17 protein-coding genes are annotated in these 21,828 nt (G+C 40.6%); 10 read left to right on the plus strand and 7 right to left on the minus strand.

The features are described 5' to 3' along the window. A partial coding sequence (locus tag WSC_RS21755) for a DUF1552 domain-containing protein (RefSeq protein ID WP_040393895.1) occupies positions 1–1,199 on the plus strand: 1,199 nt, incomplete at its 5' end. A gap of 686 nt (positions 1,200–1,885) precedes the next feature. Here the strand turns inward: WSC_RS21755 and WSC_RS0103535 are convergent. Beyond that, positions 1,886–3,199, minus strand: coding sequence for a TolB-like translocation protein (locus WSC_RS0103535; RefSeq protein WP_016954525.1), 1,314 nt, complete (start codon positions 3,197–3,199; stop codon positions 1,886–1,888). A gap of 183 nt (positions 3,200–3,382) precedes the next feature. Here WSC_RS0103535 and WSC_RS21760 point away from each other — a divergent pair, with 183 nt between their 5' ends. Genes WSC_RS21760 through WSC_RS0103560 form a run of 5 tightly spaced genes read left to right on the plus strand, consistent with a single transcriptional unit; the run spans position 3,383 to position 9,192 of the window. Next, the gene (locus WSC_RS21760) at positions 3,383–5,794 is read left to right on the plus strand and encodes a PAS domain-containing hybrid sensor histidine kinase/response regulator (protein WP_016954526.1); all 2,412 of its coding nucleotides are present in this window, start codon (positions 3,383–3,385) and stop codon (positions 5,792–5,794) included. A gap of 41 nt (positions 5,795–5,835) precedes the next feature. After that, on the plus strand, positions 5,836–6,510 hold the full coding sequence (locus WSC_RS0103545) for a phosphoglycolate phosphatase (RefSeq protein ID WP_016954527.1): 675 nt from the start codon (positions 5,836–5,838) through the stop codon (positions 6,508–6,510). Between the two features lie 46 nt (positions 6,511–6,556). Then, positions 6,557–7,867, plus strand: coding sequence for an ATP-binding protein (locus WSC_RS0103550; RefSeq protein ID WP_016954528.1), 1,311 nt, complete (start codon positions 6,557–6,559; stop codon positions 7,865–7,867). Further along, positions 7,857–8,279, plus strand: a complete 423-nt coding sequence (locus WSC_RS0103555) for a hypothetical protein (RefSeq protein WP_016954529.1) — start codon at positions 7,857–7,859, stop codon at positions 8,277–8,279. The genes WSC_RS0103550 and WSC_RS0103555 overlap by 11 nt, the downstream gene beginning before the upstream one ends. Further along, positions 8,272–9,192: a tetratricopeptide repeat protein gene (locus WSC_RS0103560; protein ID WP_016954530.1), complete on the plus strand. Its 921-nt coding sequence runs from the start codon at positions 8,272–8,274 to the stop codon at positions 9,190–9,192. Before WSC_RS0103555 ends, WSC_RS0103560 begins: the two co-directional genes overlap by 8 nt. A 55-nt stretch (positions 9,193–9,247) precedes the next feature. Here WSC_RS0103560 and WSC_RS0103565 read toward each other — a convergent pair whose 3' ends face one another. The 3 genes from WSC_RS0103565 to WSC_RS0103575 form a co-directional block, all read right to left on the minus strand. Continuing rightward, on the minus strand, positions 9,248–10,324 hold the full coding sequence (locus tag WSC_RS0103565) for a hypothetical protein (protein WP_016954531.1): 1,077 nt from the start codon (positions 10,322–10,324) through the stop codon (positions 9,248–9,250). Between the two features lie 97 nt (positions 10,325–10,421). Then, positions 10,422–12,899 (minus strand): ThuA domain-containing protein, encoded by a 2,478-nt coding sequence (locus WSC_RS0103570; RefSeq protein ID WP_016954532.1) that lies wholly within the window; start codon positions 12,897–12,899, stop codon positions 10,422–10,424. A gap of 102 nt (positions 12,900–13,001) precedes the next feature. Continuing rightward, positions 13,002–13,361, minus strand: coding sequence for a zinc ribbon domain-containing protein YjdM (locus tag WSC_RS0103575; RefSeq protein ID WP_016954533.1), 360 nt, complete (start codon positions 13,359–13,361; stop codon positions 13,002–13,004). Between the two features lie 181 nt (positions 13,362–13,542). Here WSC_RS0103575 and WSC_RS0103580 point away from each other — a divergent pair, with 181 nt between their 5' ends. From WSC_RS0103580 to WSC_RS0103590, 3 genes are all read left to right on the plus strand, one after another. Continuing rightward, positions 13,543–13,860, plus strand: a complete 318-nt coding sequence (locus WSC_RS0103580) for a hypothetical protein (RefSeq protein WP_016954534.1) — start codon at positions 13,543–13,545, stop codon at positions 13,858–13,860. A 124-nt stretch (positions 13,861–13,984) separates the two neighbouring features. Beyond that, positions 13,985–15,124, plus strand: a complete 1,140-nt coding sequence (locus WSC_RS0103585) for a sialidase/neuraminidase family protein (protein WP_016954535.1) — start codon at positions 13,985–13,987, stop codon at positions 15,122–15,124. 1 nt (position 15,125) lies between these two features. Beyond that, positions 15,126–16,718: a S41 family peptidase gene (locus tag WSC_RS0103590; RefSeq protein WP_016954536.1), complete on the plus strand. Its 1,593-nt coding sequence runs from the start codon at positions 15,126–15,128 to the stop codon at positions 16,716–16,718. Here the strand turns inward: WSC_RS0103590 and WSC_RS0103595 are convergent. The 3 genes from WSC_RS0103595 to WSC_RS0103605 all read right to left on the minus strand — a co-directional run bounded on the left by WSC_RS0103595 (position 16,682) and on the right by WSC_RS0103605 (position 20,085). After that, positions 16,682–17,593, minus strand: coding sequence for a hypothetical protein (locus WSC_RS0103595; protein WP_016954537.1), 912 nt, complete (start codon positions 17,591–17,593; stop codon positions 16,682–16,684). The genes WSC_RS0103590 and WSC_RS0103595 overlap by 37 nt on opposite strands. A 23-nt stretch (positions 17,594–17,616) precedes the next feature. Further along, the gene (locus tag WSC_RS0103600) at positions 17,617–18,594 is read right to left on the minus strand and encodes a hypothetical protein (RefSeq protein WP_016954538.1); all 978 of its coding nucleotides are present in this window, start codon (positions 18,592–18,594) and stop codon (positions 17,617–17,619) included. 108 nt (positions 18,595–18,702) lie between these two features. Then, positions 18,703–20,085: a right-handed parallel beta-helix repeat-containing protein gene (locus WSC_RS0103605; RefSeq protein ID WP_016954539.1), complete on the minus strand. Its 1,383-nt coding sequence runs from the start codon at positions 20,083–20,085 to the stop codon at positions 18,703–18,705. A 267-nt stretch (positions 20,086–20,352) separates the two neighbouring features. Here WSC_RS0103605 and WSC_RS0103610 point away from each other — a divergent pair, with 267 nt between their 5' ends. Beyond that, on the plus strand, positions 20,353–21,825 hold the full coding sequence (locus WSC_RS0103610) for an insulinase family protein (RefSeq protein WP_016954540.1): 1,473 nt from the start codon (positions 20,353–20,355) through the stop codon (positions 21,823–21,825). Positions 21,826–21,828: the final 3 nt, after the last annotated feature.

Here is a 21,828-nt window from a genome sequence, read left to right on the forward strand (position 1 = left end):
AACGTTTTATCATGGTGTATTACCCAAATGGTTGTGTGCGTGATTCATGGCACAACTATGCGCTTGGCCCACTCAATGCGAACAGCTTTGCAGCCAGCCCATTAGCACCACTTGGGAATCATTTCGATAAAATGTTACCAATCAAAAACCTGACTCTTGCCGGTCATGGTGGTAGTACAGGCCATCCTGAAGCATGCCGCGGCGTGTTTTCAGGTGGTATGGACGGCGCAACCAGCTTTGATGTCAGCATAGGTGAAAATTTAGGTGGGCAGCTTACCAATAACATGCATGTTGGCTGTTTCTCATCTAAAGCAATCAGTGTCGACTATATGCCGTTTACTGATAAAAACGGTAACAAGATCAAGGTTTCAGATGATCCTCAGCTTATTTACGACAATCTGCTAGCAGATGTTGTGACTGGAGATCCAAACGACGTACCACCAGAAACTCTGCGTCGTCGTCGCGTATTAGAATCCTTGCAAGAAAACTTAGACCTGTTACAAGCCAACAGCTTAAATGTGAAACAGCAAGGTAAATTAATGCAGCATGAAGAAGCACTGAATTATTATCAAAACTTGCTCAACAATAGTTTAAATGTGGGTACAGGTACGTACTCACGTCCAACTATTGGCATGACAGATAATGATGAAGATGCTGAGTTAATTGCTCAAGCTCAAATGCGCAATATTGCGATGGCGTTTGAAGCCAACATCACCCGCACTGCGACTTTCCAGTTTATGGGTGCGCAGGATGAATCTGTGCGAATTAACTTTGAAAGTATTCGTGACCGTATGGGTGATTTTGGTTTTGATCCTAAGTTGTATTGGAACGAAACTCGTAGCCATGTAAGTTCTCACAACGAGTCGGACTTATTTAATACCCAAACTTTCTGGTACAACTTGATGATTGCCTACTTGATGGACGAGCTAGCAGCTCGCCCTGACAATGCGTACGGCGGCACTTTACTCGACAACACTTTAATATTGGTGATGTCTGAAGTTGGTGGTGGTAATCACCAAATGGATAACCCGGGTACTTATGTTGCTGGCGGTGCAGGTGCGGCAATCCGCACTGGTAATGCGATTGATGCTGGCGGCGCGGGTATGTCGAATTTGTATTGGGATATTTCTAACGCCTTTGGTTTAGGTTGGGGCAATTATGGCAACAGCTTTGGTGGCATAAACGGCTTCCAAGTTTAGTATATTCTTGCGCTAAACAATGCTGAGTTGTGCAGCTCAGCAGCACATAGTTTCAAAGCCGCTTATTGAAAAATAAGCGGCTTTTTTTGTTTTGATAGCTAGTACCTAGTCGATGATGAATTTGAGACTTCAATCGCTTCACTCCAAACGGTCACTTAAACATAAGGTAAAACAAAAACGCTTTAACTTCGGAGCAAGCAGGCTGGAAATCACGAATAACTCACCAAACGCTGCAAGTCATCCCTGAGCGCTCTCGAATTGCATCCATGCAATTCAAGGTTGGTTCGTTTATTCGCAATTCCCATCCCTACTAAACTTATTTATCGCGGCAGAAAAATAGCAGCACCTCAATAGGTAAAAAGAGCTAGAGCAATAACTTAGAGCAAAATTTCTTTTTCATGGATGAAAAAGCGAAGCGTACAAGGATGTATTCACAGCGGTTTTGCGAAAGTTTTGCTCTGGCTCTTTTGAACATATAGCACACACTCCAAGCACCAACTAACTTTAACTTCGGGGCAAGCAGCTGCAAAACAGCAGCGACTACATTACCTGATTGAAGCCTGTTTAAATGCTGATTTTCTAAAACTTCAAAAGATATGGATATCTTTTGTGAGCGGCCAGGGACTGGCGAATAGCGTTTTTAGAAAATTATGCTTCAAACGGGCTTAGTTGCACCGCGCAGACAGCTATTTAACTCTATCAGTTAGCCACTCTGGTAAATAGACAATACAAATATTCAAGCTGCGGTTGTCTTCCGACAACATAGCTGACTGAATTTGAACTTTTTTGCTATCCGCACTAAAAGTTGGATGCACATGGTCACGCGCTGTGGTTTTATGCCCAGAAGTTAACAACATCTGCTCGCCAGTTTTGCGATCATACAAATACAAATCACGCGCAAAATCATCACCTACAGCCCAACGACCATTTGGTGAACCGTGCACATGCCAAACACCACTGCCCTGTTGCGGTTGACCAACAATATGCATTTCATTAGTACGCAAGTTAACAATGCCTAGACCCGTTGGCTTTTCGCGAGTGCCAGAAGGCCCCCAACCGTCATTAGTGCCAACATCCCTATGACCCATTAACGCAAATGCGACTTCATCTTTGGTAATAATGGCTTCGTGAGTTACCCAATCATAATCAGCTTCTGGGAATAAAGGGCGCGCCTTTTCACCCACTTTAACTGTCCACATACGCTGTGGTGATTTACCGCCGGTTTCCCAACTAAAAACTAACTCGCGTGAAACCCAAGGGTTAGTTTGAATATGCCCAGCTTGAAATGGCACAACTGTGACAATATCAATTTCACCGGTTTTAACATTCATACTGGCAATACCTGTTGGCCCAGCGCCCATATTGCGTGGGCCAAAAGTATCACTCACTTTAGTGCCTGCAGGTAAATGTTTGGCAGCTTCTTCACGGCCAATGCGAAAATAAATTAAATCTTCTTTTGCATCTAACGCCATGTCACCACCCGCGCCCATACTCGCAGGTACAGTACCGACAATGCGCTGATAAACACCTTCGCCTTTTACTTGCTGTTTATTCACATCGGCAAATAACTTAGCTAAATCCACTTCAACAATTTGTTTATCAGCATCATTATTGCCATATCTCGGCTGTTTATTCGCAGCAGATGTTGCATCACGCATCACATATAATTTCATCGCCTGACGCGCGTTAACCAACATGCCAAAATAACCACCTTGGGTAATTTGCACTATGCAGCCATCTTGCTCATTCACCGCCATAGCTTCGCCGGCAACACGGCCAGAGCGAAATACCAACCAATTGCCATCTGCAGTCCACTGCAGATGAGTTGGATAAATTTTCGAATCACCCTTTGCTTGGGTGGTTAAAAAAGCCAGTTTGACGCCGGTTACTGGATCAGTAATCACCTTCTTTTCAGACGGAAATACTTGGCCGATTTCGGCCTGAACAACAAAACTAGCCAACAAACTAATAGTTACAAAAAACATACGAACAAATTGCATAAGCTTCACACAAAAACCAAATTTAATCACATTCGGTCAATTTAAATTTTAAGTGATTAAAATATTTTTCAGTGAGTTTTAACCTAGCAATATGTCGAAAGCCGCTATTCAACTCGACATCAAGCTGGGCTAATCTATACTGAAACACTAGAGCGTTTCTGCACACAAATGGACTCCAGCACGATGCACTACTTAGAAAATGAACTTCGAACACTAATCCAACAAGATCCCGAAATTTTTAAATTTGTCGAAAGTGTAGCGCTGGATGGCCTGTGGTATTGGGATTTAACTCAGCCAGAACACGAGTGGATGAATGAAAGGTTTTGGCAAATTTTAGGTTATGCCCCCGAAGATAAACGTCACCTTGCCAGTGAATGGCAAGACATTATTAATCCAGATGATTTAGTGGTTGCAACCGACAATTTTTACAAACACTGTGAAAACCCCAAGCACCCATACGATCAAATTGTTCGATATACACATAAACAAGGCCATACTGTGTGGATCAGGTGTTATGGCAAAGCGATTAGAGATGAGCAAGGCCAACCAATTCGCATGTTAGGAGTTCACCAAGATGTAACCTCTTTTAAAAGTGTTGAAAGTAAATTACAACGCCAGCAACAAATGCTCGAACAAATGAGTGAGCTCGGTCGCATTGGCGCTTGGGAAGTGGATTTAGTTAACCAAAAATTGTACTGGTCATCAATGACTAAACAAATCCATGAGGTTGCCGCGGATTATCAACCAAACATAGACACAGCGGTGACATTTTATAAAGCGGGTCATGCGCGCGCAACGATTGAAAAATTAGTAAATAAAAGCATAAAAACTGGGCAACCCTATAGCGCAGAGTTGCCACTGATCACGGCCAAAGGTCGAGAAATATGGATTGCGACTCGAGGCCGAACAGAAATGTTCGAAGGTGAATGTGTACGTATATTTGGCTCTATCCAAGATATCAGCGACAAAAAGTCAGCAGAAAAGGCTTTGATTGAAGCGAAAGAAGCAGCCGAGTCTGGTGACAAGAGTAAAAGTGAATTTTTGGCCACCATGAGCCATGAAATACGCACACCACTAAATGGAGTGCTTGGCATGCTCCATCTGTTAGAACAATCCGGCTTAAATACACAGCAAACCAAACACCTAAAACTTGCGCGTAATAGTGCAAGTACACTGCTGAATACAATCAACGATATCTTAGATTTCTCAAAATTAGATGCGAATAAAGTCACACTTGAAGGGCAAAAAATTAATCTAGTTGAATATCTTGAAGAATTTGCCCAAACGGTCGCGATTCGAGCCAATGATAAAGGCATTGAATTGATTCTAGATGTCAGTGCGGTTGAACACCCAGTTATCATCACAGATCCATATAGATTGCGGCAAATTCTCGATAACTTGGTTAGTAATGCAATTAAGTTTACTCACAGAGGAAGTATCAGCCTCTATTGTGAAACCAAGCAAGTACACCAGTCGGTACTATTATCGATAGATGTGGCAGATACTGGTATTGGTATAGATAAAGAGCAGCAAAAAAACTTATTTAAACATTTTTCACAAGTCGATAGCAGTACAACGCGGAAATATGGTGGCACAGGTTTAGGTTTAGTGATAGCACGTAAACTTTGCCAACTAATGGGCGGTGACATTAGCCTGACCAGCGAACCAGGTGCAGGCACTACATTTTCATTTTGCATTAACACCCAGTTGTTAGCTAATGAACAACCAACAACCTCTGACGACCCTATAGGGGAAAAACGCATAGGGACAATAGGTATTAGTCCAACGCAAAAAGAGGTGATCACCAATTACGTTGTAAAATGGGGCGGCAACGAAGCGCTAGTCGCAGATATTTTACTCGATTTACAACAACACGAGTTAGCGCATCAACAAGTCATCACACAACAAATTGTATTAATTGATCATGCGCTTTATCACAATAATAGTGCCTTTATAAATCAATTAATTCAAACAACTAAAGAAAATGTCCACTGGTTATTAATTGAACCCGTGGCGATGCAAGCACCTAAAGCCAAGTACCATAAAATTGGCTTTAAAAATTGTATATCTAAACCCATTTGCCCGAGTGAGCTATTTAATAAACTTAACATTCAGTGCGAAGACAATCCCGCTGAAAGCGACGAGCAAACAACCAAGATCACAGCATCGAATGAAGAACAACCAGCAACAACAAATAAAAATAAACAGCATGTTTTATTGGTTGAGGACAATTTTATTAACACTGAAGTTGCCAAAGGCATATTGCAACATTTGGGCATGTCGGTGATCACAGCTGTGAATGGGCAAGAATGCATTGAAATCTTAGCCCAAGAACAAGCCCACAACATATCTTTGATATTTATGGATTGCCAAATGCCTATCGTAGACGGATATCAAGCGACTCAAATGATCCGAAACGGCGAAGCCAGCGAACAATTTAAACAAATTCCAATTATCGCCATGACGGCCAATTCGCTTAAAGGTGACAAAGAAAAATGTTTAGCCGCTGGGATGGACGATTATTTATCTAAACCTATTTCACCAGATAAAGTTGCAGAAAAATTACGCATCTGGTTACCGAATAAAACTCAATAACATGCTAAACTGCGTTCAGTTTTTAGATGTATTGATTGATTATGCAAAAAATTACCACCTTATTATTCGACCTAGACGGCACTTTAGTTGACAGTGCCCCAGATTTAGCCGCAGCGGTAAATAAAACTTTAGCTGTATTACAACGCGACACTTTTGACGAACAACAAATTCGCACTTGGGTTGGCAATGGCGCAAAAGTATTAATTGAACGAGCCTTATCCGGCAGCCAACAAATAGACCCAGAGTTAGACAGCGCGCTTGCAAACGATGCTTTGGGCTTGTTCTTAAAACATTATCAACAAGATGTTTGTGTGTATTCAAAGCTGTATGCGGGTGTTGCTACAACACTTCAACAACTAAAAAATGCAGGTTTTACTCTAGCTATTGTCACTAATAAACCAGAAAAGTTTATTCAGCCAATTTTAGCCAAATTGCAAATTGCCGAGTTCTTTTGTTCAAGCCTTGGTGGTGATAGCTTGCCGGAGAAAAAACCGTCACCTCAACCACTATTGCATATATGCCAGCAGCTCAATGTTGCAGTGGAAAACACACTAATGATCGGCGATTCACACAATGATATTCTGGCTGCCAAAGCAGCTAATATGCAGAGTATTGGTTTAACCTATGGGTATAACTATGGTGAAGATATTAATAAACACCAACCAGATTGGGTGTTTGATAATTTTGCGGATATTGTCTCTGTTGTGATGAAATAAACGAGCAGCCATCCCCTTAACACAACAATACAAAAAGGAATGCACTTTGAAACTAGAAAAAGACACAGTTGGAAGTTTAATCGCAGCATTTAACGCTGCTCCTTCTAGTGAGCTAGCTAAACTTATCTGCCTCAATTTAGATCAAGTCGAAGATAAAACACATGCAGCTAAGTTTAGCCAATACATCCAAGCCCCCATAAGCAATGATGAACTCAGCAAAATTCAGCGTCATTTTTTAGCTGATTTCGGATTAAGTTCAATAGAACATCTATACGACCTAAATAATCCTCAACAAAGCCAGCTTAAAGTGGAGGCGTATATAAATTGTGGTCAATTCGACCGAGCTAAAACTTTGTATATGGAGCTTGTAGAGGCAAATCCAGAGTTAAAAAATCCTCAACTTGAGTCATTGCTCTCAATTCCACCAACCAAAGAACGCCCAAAACTCAAAGTAATTGAAGCCGAACAAAACGTAGTACAGATTGAAAAGTTTAAAGGCCAAGTAACTAATTTTTCGAGTGTTGTTGGTTTGACTGACGTCAAAAAACAAATCCATAAAAAGATAATACTGCCTTATCAAAAACCAAGCATATTTCAAAGGTTCAAGAAAAAAGTAGGCGGTGGCGTTATTTTATACGGGCCGCCAGGGTGTGGAAAAACACTATTGGCTCGGGCAACCGCAGGTGAATGTAAGGCAAATTTCTACAACATTGAAATTTCAGACGTGCTCGATATGTTTATTGGTCAATCCGAGGGGAAGCTGCACGATATTTTTGAAAAAGCGCGCCAAAACACGCCTTGCGTGCTGTTTTTTGATGAATTAGAAGCACTAGCGAGTAAACGCGAATTCAACAAAAATAGTGCTCATCAATTAGTCAGCCAATTTTTAACTGAGTTAGACGGATTTGAACAAAAAAATAACGGTGTATTGGTGTTAGCATCAACTAATGTACCCTGGTCAATAGATTCTGCATTTATGCGCCCTGGCCGCTTCGACAGAATGTTTTTTATTCCACCGCCAGATAAAGAAGCCAGATTAGCCATATTAAAACATTATCTTGAACAAAAGCCTTTTGATTCAAATATTGAATTAACACAGATAGCGGCTAAAACGTCCGGCTATTCTGGCGCCGACCTAGAAAATTTAATTGAAATGGCCGCAGATGAAGCTATAGATGAAACACTCGAAAGTGGTGAAGAGGTACAAATCAATCAACAACATTTGTCTGAAGCACTTAAACAGGCAAAACCAAGTACAATAGAATGGTTAACCACAGCTAAAAATTACGCAAAATACGCCAACGATGGTGGGAAATACGACCAAGTTTTGGAGTTTATAAAAAAACATGGAAAATAATATCTATACAATTGCTGACGAGCCAAAACCGAAAAAGCTCAGTTATCTAGTACAAAACCCGACTATGATTATATTTGCCAGCATACTCATTCCAATTTTTTGGACACCACCTTTTGCAGGTAGATTGTGGATGCCATTAGTATGGATTGTTATAAATGGATATTTGTTAGGCAGTATCAGCTTCAAGAAAGAACTAGGTATAGCAATAGGTGCAGTGTTTGCAATGTTTTGTTCTTTTTTTGCATTAGGTGCATTAATACAACTAGACAACTTTTATACGAGCGAACAAATGCGCCCTTATTTTCAACTTTTTCTGAATGGCATTTTATTTTTTAGCTTGTACTGGATCAGCAGTAAACAAGAGCAGAGCTATAGTTTGTTTCAATACGCACAGGGCAATCATCATGGATGAAATACAATTTAACTTAGCTTGGCAAGCCTACCGCCAAGGTAATACTTCTGCTGCGCAATCACGTCTGTGTGAGCTATTAGCTCAGTCACCTAACGAGCCTATGTACCATGGTTTATTAGCCGCCTGTCTTATGCAACAGCATCGACTAACAGCCGCTCAGTATGAATTATCAATTGCACTGCATGGCGAGCCCAATAACGCTTTTTTGCTTAATCGTCAGGCGAGCTTGCATATACTGCAACGCGAATATCAGCTTGCAATTGACACCTGCCAACACATGTTGCAACTAGATCCTATGGATATTAGCGCCTTATTATTACTCGCAGATATTTACCAAACAACCGAAAACTACGACCAACAACTCAGCTATGTTCAACAAGCGCATGCGCTTGAACCAAATGATATAGATGTATTGTTAGCCTATGCTGATTACTTTATTAACATCAAAGACTTGAATACAGCTAAACAATACGCGCTAGACGCGATAAAAATAGATCCCTCAGCTCTGAATGCTAATTTAGCAGTAGCCAATATAGATTTAAAACTAGGCAACATTGAGTCGGCTGAAAACCATACAAAATTTGTTATGACCTATGCGCCCGACTCGAAAGCTTGTTTACAGATTTTTGCAGCAATTAAAGCAATAAAAAACCCGCTATTGGGCTTGTGGTGGAAAGCGAATAACTTTTTAGACAACCTGTCACAGTTACGCATGGTGCTGGTACTTATTTCTGGATATTTGATGTTTAATTTAGCTGCGCAAATTTTGCGAGATTTAGACCAGCCTAGCTATGCAACAGTCGTATCGTCCGCTTGGTTATTAATTGTTATCTATTCTTGGGTTGGTATTCCGCTTTATCATAAAATGCTTAAAAAAGAGCTGGCTGATTTTAAGTTTAATCCGAACTACTAAGCAGAAGCCTCTTCAACCAGCGCCATGCAATCGATGCAAAGCGCTGGCCTACCAACTATTTATTCGTTATAACATTTTCACTGCGGCACAAGGCCATCAATACGCGGATAAAATCTTTGACCGAAGAAATAGACGCGGTTTCTTCCATGGTGTGATAACCAGTTGTTGGGATCTGGATAGTTGTACCTGTCACCTTGCCGTTTGACGCACTGATAATACGCCCAAGCTCAGTACTACCATAGGATTGCTGCTCACCACCCACTTGCGCGGCTTCTTCGTTTTTCAAACGCACATATTCGTCTTTAAAAATGACGCTAATACCCAGCTCACTACAAATAGTCGCAACTCGTTCGGTTGCGCCTTTGGCAAATTCAGCATTGGCATCTTTGTTCCGTAAAACCAGTTGTTGTTCATCAGCTGTGGTTCTATCCGGAAATGGCGAGGTATCAACCACGTACAATTGATTGTTTTGTGCACCGAAACGACGGAACCACTCGAGCAAATAGCGCCAGCTTTTACCTGCTTCTTCTTGGGCAGTAAAAAATACCGTACCTTGAAAACCTAAACTGAATAAATGCACTAATACCGCAGCAGATATAACGTTATCTAGCTGAGCAGATAGGTAGTTTTCGTTAATTGCTAATTTATCTGAAAACGCCACGGGCGTACCGGCAACTAAGTGCTCCAATCCTTCAACTTCAAAAATTAAGTTATTTCTGTGTTCGCAAGTATAACTGCCTTTGATCACCCCAGCGCCACGGTACGCGCCCGACCAAGGTTCATATGCATACACAGGCGTTTGGGTAAAACGCCCAGCAACTTTTTTAACTAAAGCTTCAGATACCGAGTTGCCTAACAAGTCTGAACGACTACCCGCGACAAAGGCGGCAAATTGGAACTCATTTGGACCTGTACAGACTAAACCGTGGCGGTCGATATGCGCCGAAAAATAACCGGATTGTGGCTTATTGCCTTGTGCAACTAACAAGCCTTCGTACCAAGTCACTTTGGCACCTCGGCTCTCTAATTCGCGTTGTAAAACACGGTAAAAAGCATGTTCAGAACCGACCACACAAGGTTCACGAACAAGTATCTTTAACAGGTCAATAAAATCGGCAAAATGTAGGTTCATATGGGCAACCTCGGCAGTCAAAAGTTAACTGCCTTATACGCTTTTTAGCTGTAATTACAAAGCTTTTTTGCAGATTTTTTGCTCGCGAAAATTTCGACTATTCCGCCAGCGACAAAATATAATCAGCAATGAGTTCACGTGTATCCTGTGGTAAAAAATCATGTGCTGGCATTTGGTGTTCACCCCACTGACCACTGCTACCCTTTGCTATAACTTCTGCGATTTTACTTTTGCCGTTATCCATAGCTTGATACTTGTTGCCAACTTGTTTAAAGCTAGGACCAACAGAAACTTGTGCCTCTTGGTGGCAACCGATACAACGGTTTTCTTTAGCGGCGTCTTTGCCTTGGCTAATTAGCAGCTGGGTTTGATGATCGACAGTTTTGTCTGTAGCAAGTGTTTGTTCGCTGTTAGGCTCAACCTTTTGTCGCAACTTCGCCAGTATTTGTTCTAGTGGCGCATCGTTGAACTCAAAATAACTCAGTTTAGAATCATCGGCATCAGCCCACCATTTCACCCCGTATTCCAGTACCCACAAACGTCCTTTTGCATCTAGCTGCATATCTAATAAACCCGCAAACTCAACATGGTTAGCAAAGTCGTCAATTTTGACCACGCGATCAAATTCATCCAAAGTGACCACTTTTAACCAATGGCGCATAAAATCGCCAATAAAGAGTTTTTTGGCAAAATATTGTGGATAAGCAAATTCATCACCACTAGGGTAAATACCTGCCACTAAAGAATTGCGCGAGCCTTGGCCTAGCTCGGGAAATTCAGCTGAAGGCGCATATGGATAATACAAAATAGCCGCTTGAGCTTGGGGTAATTCCCTTAAACCTGTATTGCGAGGTGAGAAATTAACTGGCGCTAACGGATTAAATAAGTTGGCTGATTTTTTCTCAGCGTAATCGTACATGCGGTACGGAATGTTATTGGCAATCATAGTTGGCCAACCAAAGTTACCGGGTTTAGTCACTTTATTAATTTCGCAATAACCGCGAGGTCCAAACTCAGCAACATCTTCACGTGCATCAGGGCCAACATCAGCAAAATATATAGTATCTGATTGTGGGTCAACCGCCATAGTATATGGGTTACGCGTGCCCATGACGTAAATTTCCGCTCGACCTTTTGTACTGTCGGCAAATAAGTTGCCCGCTGGAATGGTATAACTACCTTGTTTGTTTGGTGTAATGCGTAAAATTTTGCCGCGTAAATCTTGTGTATTGCCAGCGGTGCGCAGTGCATCATGGTGCGCCCTGCCTTCAACATTACTGATAGGGCCAGTGCCATTCGACTCAAACGGATTGGTGTTGTCACCTATGGTAATAAATAAATTGCCGTGGCGATCAAACTCTAAATTACCGCCAGTGTGGCAACAAGTATTGTCCATAGGAATATCTAACAACACTTGTTCTGTGCTCATATCGAGCTTTTTATCAACAACTTTGACTTGCGAAATGCGCTGAAGCAAGTCGTGCTGTTTAGCTGCATCGGCCAAGTCATACATCAAATAAACCAACTGGTTTTCGTCAAAATCAGGATCAAATATAGCGGACAAAAAGCCAAATTCACTTTGTTTGTGCTCTTTGGCGTACAAGTCGAGTTCAACCATCACATGCCTTTGCCCCGACTCAATATCAAACCACAATAATTGACCTCGACGTTGGGTGATTAAAGCTGTGTTTAAATCAGGTGATAAGGCGAAACTAACTGGCTCAGCTAATTGTTGAGTAACGACCTTTTGTTCAAAACGGCGTAAATCAGGCTTCGCTTTTGAATAGTCTAATGGTTTGCGTTGTGCCAATGCGTAATCTAAACCGCCAGATAAATGTTTTAAATAAAGGGGATGTTGATAAACCGCTTTGCTATGACCAATGCCGGTGTAAAATACTCGCCCGCCATCAAATTCGTGATACCAAGCCAGTGGATGATAAGCACCTTGTTTGCCACCTTGATAACTGCTTTCGTCTAACACTAATAGGTCTTTGCGCCGATCTGACAAATCTTTAAAGTCGTACCATTCGTCAGCTAAAACAAACTCGGCCGGTAACGTTTCTGTCGCCGGGTGCTCATGGTTAACAACTTTTATCCGCGCTTGTTGTACATTAGATGGATCGCCTGGATGAGATAAAAATACCCCACCTATCATACGGCGGTACCAATACCATTTTCCTTCGTGTTCAGTATCTGTTGCCGAGTGAATACCAACAAAACCGCCACCCGCTTGCATATATCTTTCTAACGCCAACTGGCCATCGTCATCGAGTACATCACCTGTGGTATTGATAAATATAACAGTGGCTATTTTGCTTAACTGCTGGTCGTTAAATACGCTAGCGTCTTCGCTGGCGATAACCTTTAAACCTTTGTCTTTGGCTAATTTGCTGACCGCCGTCACAGCCGTTTCAATTGAATCGTGTCGCCAGCCAGTCGTTTTAGAATAAATGAGCACTGTATCTAACTTGTTGGCGACAGTTTTATCGGTTGCTTTGTCTTCCGCTGAGCAACCAACCAGAAACAGCAGAGCTGCAGCAAACATATTGATTAGAATTGATTTTATAAGTTTCATAACCTTGCCAACAAACCACAAAAAGTATGTAACAATTTACAACATTTATGAAACAAAACAATCCGAGAAAGTCGGATATTAATAGGACAAATTCGGCGTTAGCTAGAATAGCTCTACTTTATAGCGCTTAGCCTTTTTAACAAACTTAGCGGTAACAAACATATCGGCCGCCCCTGTTACTTTGCAATCTAACTGGTGATCAGCTTTATCATGAATGCAACGAATAACTGCTTTAGTGCCAATTTTCAGCACTTGTGAACTGCCTTTTATTTTTAGGTCTTTAACAAAAGTTACTTTATCGCCTTCAGCCAATACAGCACCATTGGCATCACAAATGTTCAACTCATTTTCCGCTGCTGCGTCTTCAGCATTCCATTCATGCGCACATTCAGGGCAGATAAATAAAGATTGATCTTGGTATACAAATTCAGATTGGCAGTGCGGGCAAGGAGGACAACTCATAATTACAACTCAGGATAAATTTAGTGGTGATAACGGCATTGTACAATAATTACCGCTAAGTATGTTGCACGTGCTTATTCTTTGTGCGCAAATGGATACTTGGGCAAAAATTAGCAAATTTGGTAAAAACTAAATACAGAGATACACTTAGGTGATGTGTATATATTTTAGGCAATAACAAGTGACAAAAAAATTAACTATATTGGTTCGAGTGGAACCCGGTTGTTTAGGCCCAACAGGCAAAGATTATGTTGAAGATTTTTGCGCTTTTGCCAACCCTGTGTTTAGCAGAATTAGGGAGCAAGCACTGAATTGGCAGCTTGTGCCAAGGTATGACAAGTCACTTGATGAAGTAGAATTGCAGCTTGAAGGACGTAAATTGACCCCTGAACAAGCAGAGAAATATTTATCTATGTTAGATACCTCTTTTACTGAAATCTCTGAAGATATAGGTAACAAATTGAGTATTTGTATCGATAAGTTTTTCGAAGCTCATTGATGAAAAAGCCTTAAACATTCTAAAACCATAAGTTTTGTAACAAAGTGTACAAGGCGTTTACAATCAAATCAGCTTGACCTAACATGACGTCAATTAATCAATTTTGACAACATGGACGTCATTTATGTTCAAGCTAAAATCCAAACCTATTTCTTGCCTGCTGCTCCTTCTAGCCTGCACGCTCAATAATTTATCAGGTTGTTCATCAATACCAGCTACCAACATTGAATCATCACAAACAGAAGTTGAGCAAATTCAAGCCAGTAAAATTGCGTTGGACGGTCGAGATAAATTTAATTCGAATGCCCAATATGCTGAAATTGGCAATAAACAATATGTGTTCTTTGAAAGATCTGAAGGGCTAAATTTCAAAGATAAGTCGATACACTTAAGCGAGATAGTCGACAAACAAAAAGCAGTGGAAAAAATATCACCAACAACTCAATTTACCCAAAACAAACAATTCAGCACATTGTCGGGGTTGGTTAAAGAAAAAGAACGCCAGTGGTTATATTTTACTTATGGCGATAGCATAAGGAAAAAACCAGCTACAATTTTAAAAGGCCAAGTCATGCCAGATGGCCGATTAACAGCTGTAACACAAGTCACTTTAAACCATGATATTGAGGTAGGTAGTTGGCCATATTTCCACTACCATAACGGCCAATATTATATGGTTTACCGTAAAATTAAGTGCTGCGAATTAGGCTTTGCTGTTAGTGAAAATGGCACGGATTTCACAAGTACGAACCAATCAGGCTTTAAAGGTTTTATGCCCGCAATTGCCAGCTTTGGCGATGGCTCACTAATTTATACCTACCAACGTACCTTTCCCACTGATCAATTAAGAAGTAATGGCAAAGTTAAATACACGCTTAAATCTAGATATCAAATATCACATGATCAGGGCCAAACTTGGCAGCCCGAAAAAATTGTTACAGATACTACATTTACCGTACATGACGCCATTCCCTTTTTACGCCAAGACGGCAATATAGATTTGTATTATAGCCATGGGTTCAACCGAAAGATTGGTCATTGGAGCTTATGGCGACGCTGTGTAAACAGCCAAGGTGATCTAGGTAAAGAATATTTGGTTGCCGATGAAAGCATAGGTCATATCGCAAAACCTAACGTATTTAGGCGTACGGACGGCCGAATAGTTTTACTCTTTAGTGAACAAGGTGAAGAGATTAGAAATGGGTCTCAGCAAACTTTCAGCATTTTGAACTCGGACGCTGATTGTCAATTTAATAAGGATTAATATGAAAACAACTGCATTACTTATCATCAGCATCTTAGCCGTTCTGCTATCAGCTTGCTCGAACAACTCATCATTTCAGAGCCAAGTGAAAGCGGATGTGAATGAAATTAAACAACAAATTAAAGCAACCCACCCCGCTTTTTTGAAACCAGAAGACAACCAAGAGTTTATTGCTTGGTGGCACAACGGTGACAAGTTGGTAGAAGAAAAGCTGCCATTAGTAAAAACCCAGCACGACGCAACCGCCTTGCTCAATTATTATATTTTGGGTTACAAAGAGCCGCATATGTCAGCCCGAAGATATACCAAGTGCAAACTGTGTCTGCGCATTCCATTGACCCGAGTATTCTTAGTAAATTTTACAGATACAGAATCTGATTTATCTTATGCTAAATGGAGTGGCTTTTTTGTCGATTTAGTCGAAGATGAATTTATTGTTGGCCATACCAGCCAGAACTGGCCAATAGATTTACCACCAGCTGGTGCAAAATTGCAAAGCTGTGATCAACAAAAAGCGCACCATATTTACCACCAAAAAATATTGCCTTATATAGACCAACGCGCGCAAATTGATACAAGCTCAGCTACCGCATTGTTTACTTTCAGCTTTCCACACTTATATCCGATACTCGCTCAGCAACATTTTTCAAACTGTCAATTTCAGCTAATCGATGGTTCACTAAAAAACTACGCATTAACCTGGCAAGGGGCCGAAGGACTAAAACAAACCAAAGACGACTGGCAGAATCTTGGCAAAAAGCTCAACCAAGGTAAAAAACCGCAATTGGGGATTGAGAATAAAAGTGATTTAACATGGGTGAGTGTGCCTTCTTTTACCTTGTCGAGTAAAAAAGTCGCTCACTACAACACAGTGCTCAAGCAAGTTCAGCAACTAACAGATGATGACACATTAGTTGTCGACTTACGCGGCAACCAAGGTGGCTCACTGTATTATATGGCTCAGCTCATACAATCTATCTACCCGTCAATCACCAGTTTACGTTACACAGGTACAGCCGAGCCAATCGCACATGTCAAAGCTTCAAAGCAACTCATTGAGTTTTATCAACATCACCTTAATTTGTTTGAACAAGCCGAGCAAAATACAATTCCACCAAAAAAACAGTTTGAATTGGATACAATAAGCCGATTATCTCGGTTACTCAAGAATCACAAAAATGCCAAGCAAGCATTAGTGTTAACCAAACAACAACAGTCCGAGTTATTCAGCTATATATATCAAGAGAATACTCGCCAACAAGACTTTGCCGGTAAAGTGATCTTGTTAACTGCGCAAGATTGTTTCAGTGCTTGCCTAACATTTGTTGATTTATTACGAACTAAAGATCAGGTTGTGCATGTAGGCAAAACCACAAATGCAGATACCAAATATCTAACAAACATCCACCTTAGCACATCAAAAGGCAAAAAGTTTAGGTTACCTGTTATGCACTTCCCAAATAGAGTGCGGGCAGACAACCAACCTATATATCCACAACATCAATACCCTGGATATATTTGGGACACGGCTAAAGTTGCGCAGTGGATTTTAAGCAATCAATCAATATTCTCTAACCACTCTAACCCTTTGTAGCGCAGCGATATATCAGCTGCGCTATTTGCAATTACTCTGTTGGCAGCCTGTCGCATCTTGGCAAGCTGCTGAATTGAAAAAGCGTTCGTAAATGTGTAAGACCATTCATTGAGCACATTCATCCCTTGATAACAAATTTGGCTATGCTCTGACTCTGTTAAAGCAATTAGGTAGTCAAAAACCTCATCACTAACTGCAGGTTGTGGATTAAACGTTTTTAGCGCGTATGCACGTAAGATAGGGTCATTTGTTGATTCAATAAATTCTGCTATATATGGGTTTAATACAGCAGATTTGATCAATTCATCATCACGTCTGATATGTGCAAACAGATACTGTTGCATCTGCGGCGAAAATTGCTGATTTCGAATCAGTTCAATGATCAGCTTTATTCTTATTTGCTGATTTTGCATATACATAACAACGAATACCGCTGTATCTAAATCGAGCTGGCGCTTTGAGCTTAACCAGTGTTTTATCGCTTGCTCTTGTACACTAGCATCTGCAACTAACATCACACGAGTCAAAAAATGCCTAGTTGGGGTGTCGTCCATCTGAAAAAAACTGCTGATAAACGACTGCAATAAATTATTATCTGCAGCAAGTTGAGCTGCATGGTCGTAAACAGGTACCTCTTCTATCCATTCAGCTTCTTGCTGTGTTAATGGGGTATTAAACAATGAAGTCCAATTATGTACTAGCCTATCACTTGGATGGTTTTGCTCAGTTAACTCAACCACAGACTGATGTTTGTCATCAACTGAGATTAGAGCTGAACTGCTTTGTTGCGTGCGTGGTAACAGCACAAAACTCACAAGCGTGCTTGCCACAACAACACCCAATACAAAACCCACAATAGCATGTTTATTAACCATAACTATGTTATCCCGAATTAAAGTTATTGTAGATAACCCAATAGCTCCAATGCTTTCATGCGAGTTTCAATGCTGAAGCTGCGGTCATCGGCTATTGCATTAACTCGCTCGCGCGCATCTGCAATTTGATTAGAATTGAACAAAACTTCTCTGTTATGTAACCAGCCATTTAACGCTTCTAGCCCTTGAAAACTTGCTTGTGGGTTAGCAGAATCAACTAATACAAATATTTGATTAAACATACTGTCGGGTATCTGCCCTGCAGGAGCGCTAGCTTGCAACGCTAAAGCTTTGAGCTCACTGTCGTTTGTATTGTTAAATAAAACATCTACTACCTGTTTTATTCTAGGGTTATGTTGAATATCGTCAGCAATGCGTAAATGTTGCAGCAAGTATTTGGTCGCTTGGCTATCTATTTGCTGTGCCGCTAATTGCTCTAAAGCCGTTACCTTTAACTCTGCTTGATTGATGTTCATAATCAGCGCAACACCTGACATTTGATCTAACACACGCTCAGACGCAACTAGATAAAATCCAGCCTGCTCCATATAACTATCTGAACTTTGTTTAAGCACATTGATTAAATAATCACGTGTAGGCGAATCTTGCAAATACAAAATGTTGTCTACCACCTGATTGAGCAGTTGTGGGTTATTTTGCAATGCATCTGCGTGCGGCACTGTTTCCATATCACCAAGCAAGCCAATTTCATATTCACTTAAGCCTGCAGCTAATATGCTGGCGAAGTCTCGAAACTGATGGGTTTGCTCTGAAAACTCCCCCTCACCTGTTGCTTCCATATCAAGCTGGGCGAATTCATCAGCAGAGCTGACAGCATTCTCATAATTGGGCGAGTTCGATGACTGTTTGGTTGAGGCTGTTTTGGCGGCGTATTTTATGTCTATCGGCTGGAGTGAACTGACAAAATTGCTGTAAAGAATAACAGAAACAGCTGTTGAGAATGCACAGCCTAATGCAAAAGAGAGTTTGTCTAACACCATAGGACCTGGGCACCTATTAAACTAAGCGAAAATCTGGACAACTAAACCAATTTCAAGCAACATCAGGTTCAAAGCAATTGCTTGCCTTGAACCTTGAATAAATTAAACCTAGTTCCCTGCTGAGCCTAGTTTCACATAACCATCTACCCCACTAATAGCTGGATTGTTAGCACTGAAAACAGTAAAAGTAGGTCGCGTGTTGTCGGTTGATTGGCCATCGTGTTTACGGTAAACCAAAGCGTATACCTTATCTGCCGAATTAGCAGGGTTAACTCCTCTAATTTCGTTACCATCTATTGAATTAATATTGGTTACACCGTTTAAGCTGATCGCTTCATAAAAAGTTTTATCAAATGAGTTGCTTGAAGGTCGGCTGTTGCCACCTACAGTCGCGCCCACATCTTTAATTTTATTATTGCTAATGGTTACATCGTTAGCGCGCTCTAAACTAATGCCTCGAACTGTTTTAGTAATTTCGTTACCGGTTACAGTGATATCAGAAGCAGTCCATGCTGAGCCAGAATTACGGTTTTTGGTACTGATGCCCACTACCACATCATTCAAATCGTTATTTTTAAAAGTTATTTTGTCGGCACCACGCTTGGAGGTTAAACCGTCGTAAGCTCGCTCAACATAATTGTTTTCCATAGTGTAATTGTCGCCGAGATGACCTTTATAGTTATCGGCACTCACGTAAATACCAGCGTCACGTACACCATAAAATCTATTGTTTTTGAAAGTAGCACGGCTTGCACCAACCATTAAAATACCGCTGTCACCACCCGCATATCGATAGTTTTGTGTACTGCCTGGAGAAGTGCCATAAAACTTGATGTTTTGCACATCGATATGCCCCAATACTAGAATACGATCATTTGCGTTGCTTGAATTAGGATCATCAACTTCACCACGAATACTTAAACCATCAGCCGTTGCAGACGTTCCTTTTTGTGAAGCAGGCGACAAGTTAGCAGACTGGCCACCAGGGACAACAGTAGACACTTTAGCGTCGGCCATAATAAAGCGACCACCACGCCACACAACACCAGGCTTGATTGTATTGCCAGTGCTGCCAGTGGTATTACATTCGCTAGTGCTTGAGGTGCCTTTTAATGCAATTAAGTCGCCGTCTAAACTTGAACTGCCTTTAAAAGTAACTTTGTCAGTAGTACTGACTTTAAGTGTTCGTTTGATATTAATTTTGATTGTTTTGCTAATGGTGTGAAATTTATTGTTATTTGAGTTAGTTTCAATAACCAGCTGCTTGCCTGTTCGTGTAGCCAAGTTCAACGCATCTTCTAAATTTGAAGCATTACCTGAGCCAGTTAAGCGAATTTGATTGTTTGCTGAATCATAAATAACTTTACCTGCTGCTAAATAACCTACATTTGAAGAATGGTTTGGGTTAGTACTTGGACAAGCTGCATTCGCAGCCCCAGCCATAGCAAACGCAGCAATAGCTGCATGTGTGATAATGTTGCGTTTCAACATAATGATACCTTGTTAGTTGTTGTGTGAATTGTGTGAGCCTTACCGACGAATATTGTTACAAGTTAGTTACAAATAAGGCGCAATTATTTAAACACAAAACCAACAAAAAGATCAACAACAACCAAAAACAATCATTTAAACTTTACAAAACAACAACAAACTGTCACCATCCATCATTAATTTTAAACGATTGACTTAAAAGACTGTTGTTTTACAGAAACAATCCCTAGGATTAACCCCAAACTAACGGAATAGGAAAAAATCAGGATGAATCGGTACATTCTTGCACTTGTAGTATTTTTAGCCAGTTGCACCACTAACACGACAATAGCTCAACTCAAACTCAGCCAAACCCCACAAATAAATTCAGTACTAAAACCAGCAAACGACTCTCGAGATTACGGTTATCTCACCCTAAGCAATGGCATTCGTACCATAGTGGTTTCAGATCCTGAATTAGACGAATTTTCAGTCAATTTACGCTTGGGTGAAGGCTCGATAAACGACCCAACTGACCAACGAGGGTTTGCTCATTTGTTTGAACATTTATTCTTTGGTGGTACAGTACGTTACTCTTTCTTGAATTATTTTGAAAACGCTAGACGTGTGCGTTTTTTAGGTGCGGATAAAGAAGACACAACTGTTGCAAAAACCTTTAGTACTTCAACCGAATTAGGCTTCCATGTCACGCAAGATAAAATTGAAAAAGCATTACCTATGTTTCAGAAAATGCTGCAAGGTGACTTTACCGTTAAAGAAACTAAACGGGGTATTCGCTCACTCAATAGGCATAGAGTTGTTAAAGCAAAAGAATTTAAAAAGATGTTTTTTGCCGATGCCAATCCATTACATCCAATTAGTTTTTTTGAGGGTGATCCAACCAACTATGTAGCTAAAAGTGATTCGTTAGAAGATGCAAAAGTAATACGCCAACAGCTATTACACCATTACAATACAAGATTTTCAGCCAACAATATTACCTTAGCTATAGTCGGCTCGGAAAGTTTAGATAAACTCGCTGGCTACGCTGAAACTTATTTTAGTTTTATCCCCAATTTACAAGTTACAGCAAAAAAAATTACAGTTGAAGCATACCCAAAAGACAACTTGCCGCGTACCTTATATATTGAACCAACAAGCTATTTGAAGAATTTATCAAACCGATTGATTGTACAGTTTTTTATCCCAAACAACTTAACCGATTGGCAAACCAACCCAAATGAATATATTGCCTGGTTATTAACTAATGACAATGCATCATCATTAAACAGCTGGTTATTAGAGTCTAACTATATTAGCCGACTGTATATTGACAACACACCAGACCAATTTGCCACAAGTGGCTACCTGTCGGTTGAGATGGCACTGACTGAAACTGGCGAAAATAACCGCCAACAGATAATTGATATGGTTTACCGCCACTTGGGCAATTTGCAGCAAAGCGCGTTAAATGAAAAAGCTTATCTTGAATACATAGACGACAGTAATAAAAAGTTTGAACAGCTCGAAATGCAAGATGCCAAAACACTTGCGGGTAAATTGTCGGATAATTTATTTGTGTATCCTGCAGAGTTCGCGTTAAAAGCCGAGTACACAGCGCTTAAATATGACCCAGCTGCAATTCAGCAAGTATTAAATTGCCTTAAAAAAGATAACTCACGGGTTATTCAATTTAAACAGCGAGATAATATGCAGACTAACCCACAATTAGCGTTTAGATATAAGGTTGAAAGAGAGTAGCAT

The sequence above is a fragment of the Catenovulum agarivorans YM01 genome (assembly GCF_000281085.1).
GTDB classification, from domain to species: domain Bacteria; phylum Pseudomonadota; class Gammaproteobacteria; order Enterobacterales; family Alteromonadaceae; genus Catenovulum; species Catenovulum agarivorans.

Bases quoted from the DNA above. Each gene is read 5' to 3' on its own strand.
- WSC_RS0103535 (WP_016954525.1), bottom strand. From the start codon at position 3,199: ATGCAATTTGTTCGTATGTTTTTTGTAACTATTAGTTTGTTGGCTAGT.
- WSC_RS21760 (WP_016954526.1), top strand. From the start codon at position 3,383: ATGCACTACTTAGAAAATGAACTTCGAACACTAATCCAACAAGATCCC.
- WSC_RS0103545 (WP_016954527.1), top strand. From the start codon at position 5,836: ATGCAAAAAATTACCACCTTATTATTCGACCTAGACGGCACTTTAGTT.
- WSC_RS0103555 (WP_016954529.1), top strand. From the start codon at position 7,857: ATGGAAAATAATATCTATACAATTGCTGACGAGCCAAAACCGAAAAAG.
- WSC_RS0103560 (WP_016954530.1), top strand. From the start codon at position 8,272: ATGGATGAAATACAATTTAACTTAGCTTGGCAAGCCTACCGCCAAGGT.
- WSC_RS0103565 (WP_016954531.1), bottom strand. From the start codon at position 10,324: ATGAACCTACATTTTGCCGATTTTATTGACCTGTTAAAGATACTTGTT.
- WSC_RS0103570 (WP_016954532.1), bottom strand. From the start codon at position 12,899: ATGAAACTTATAAAATCAATTCTAATCAATATGTTTGCTGCAGCTCTG.
- WSC_RS0103575 (WP_016954533.1), bottom strand. From the start codon at position 13,361: ATGAGTTGTCCTCCTTGCCCGCACTGCCAATCTGAATTTGTATACCAA.
- WSC_RS0103585 (WP_016954535.1), top strand. From the start codon at position 13,985: ATGTTCAAGCTAAAATCCAAACCTATTTCTTGCCTGCTGCTCCTTCTA.
- WSC_RS0103590 (WP_016954536.1), top strand. From the start codon at position 15,126: ATGAAAACAACTGCATTACTTATCATCAGCATCTTAGCCGTTCTGCTA.
- WSC_RS0103595 (WP_016954537.1), bottom strand. From the start codon at position 17,593: ATGGTTAATAAACATGCTATTGTGGGTTTTGTATTGGGTGTTGTTGTG.
- WSC_RS0103600 (WP_016954538.1), bottom strand. From the start codon at position 18,594: ATGGTGTTAGACAAACTCTCTTTTGCATTAGGCTGTGCATTCTCAACA.
- WSC_RS0103605 (WP_016954539.1), bottom strand. From the start codon at position 20,085: ATGTTGAAACGCAACATTATCACACATGCAGCTATTGCTGCGTTTGCT.
- WSC_RS0103610 (WP_016954540.1), top strand. From the start codon at position 20,353: ATGAATCGGTACATTCTTGCACTTGTAGTATTTTTAGCCAGTTGCACC.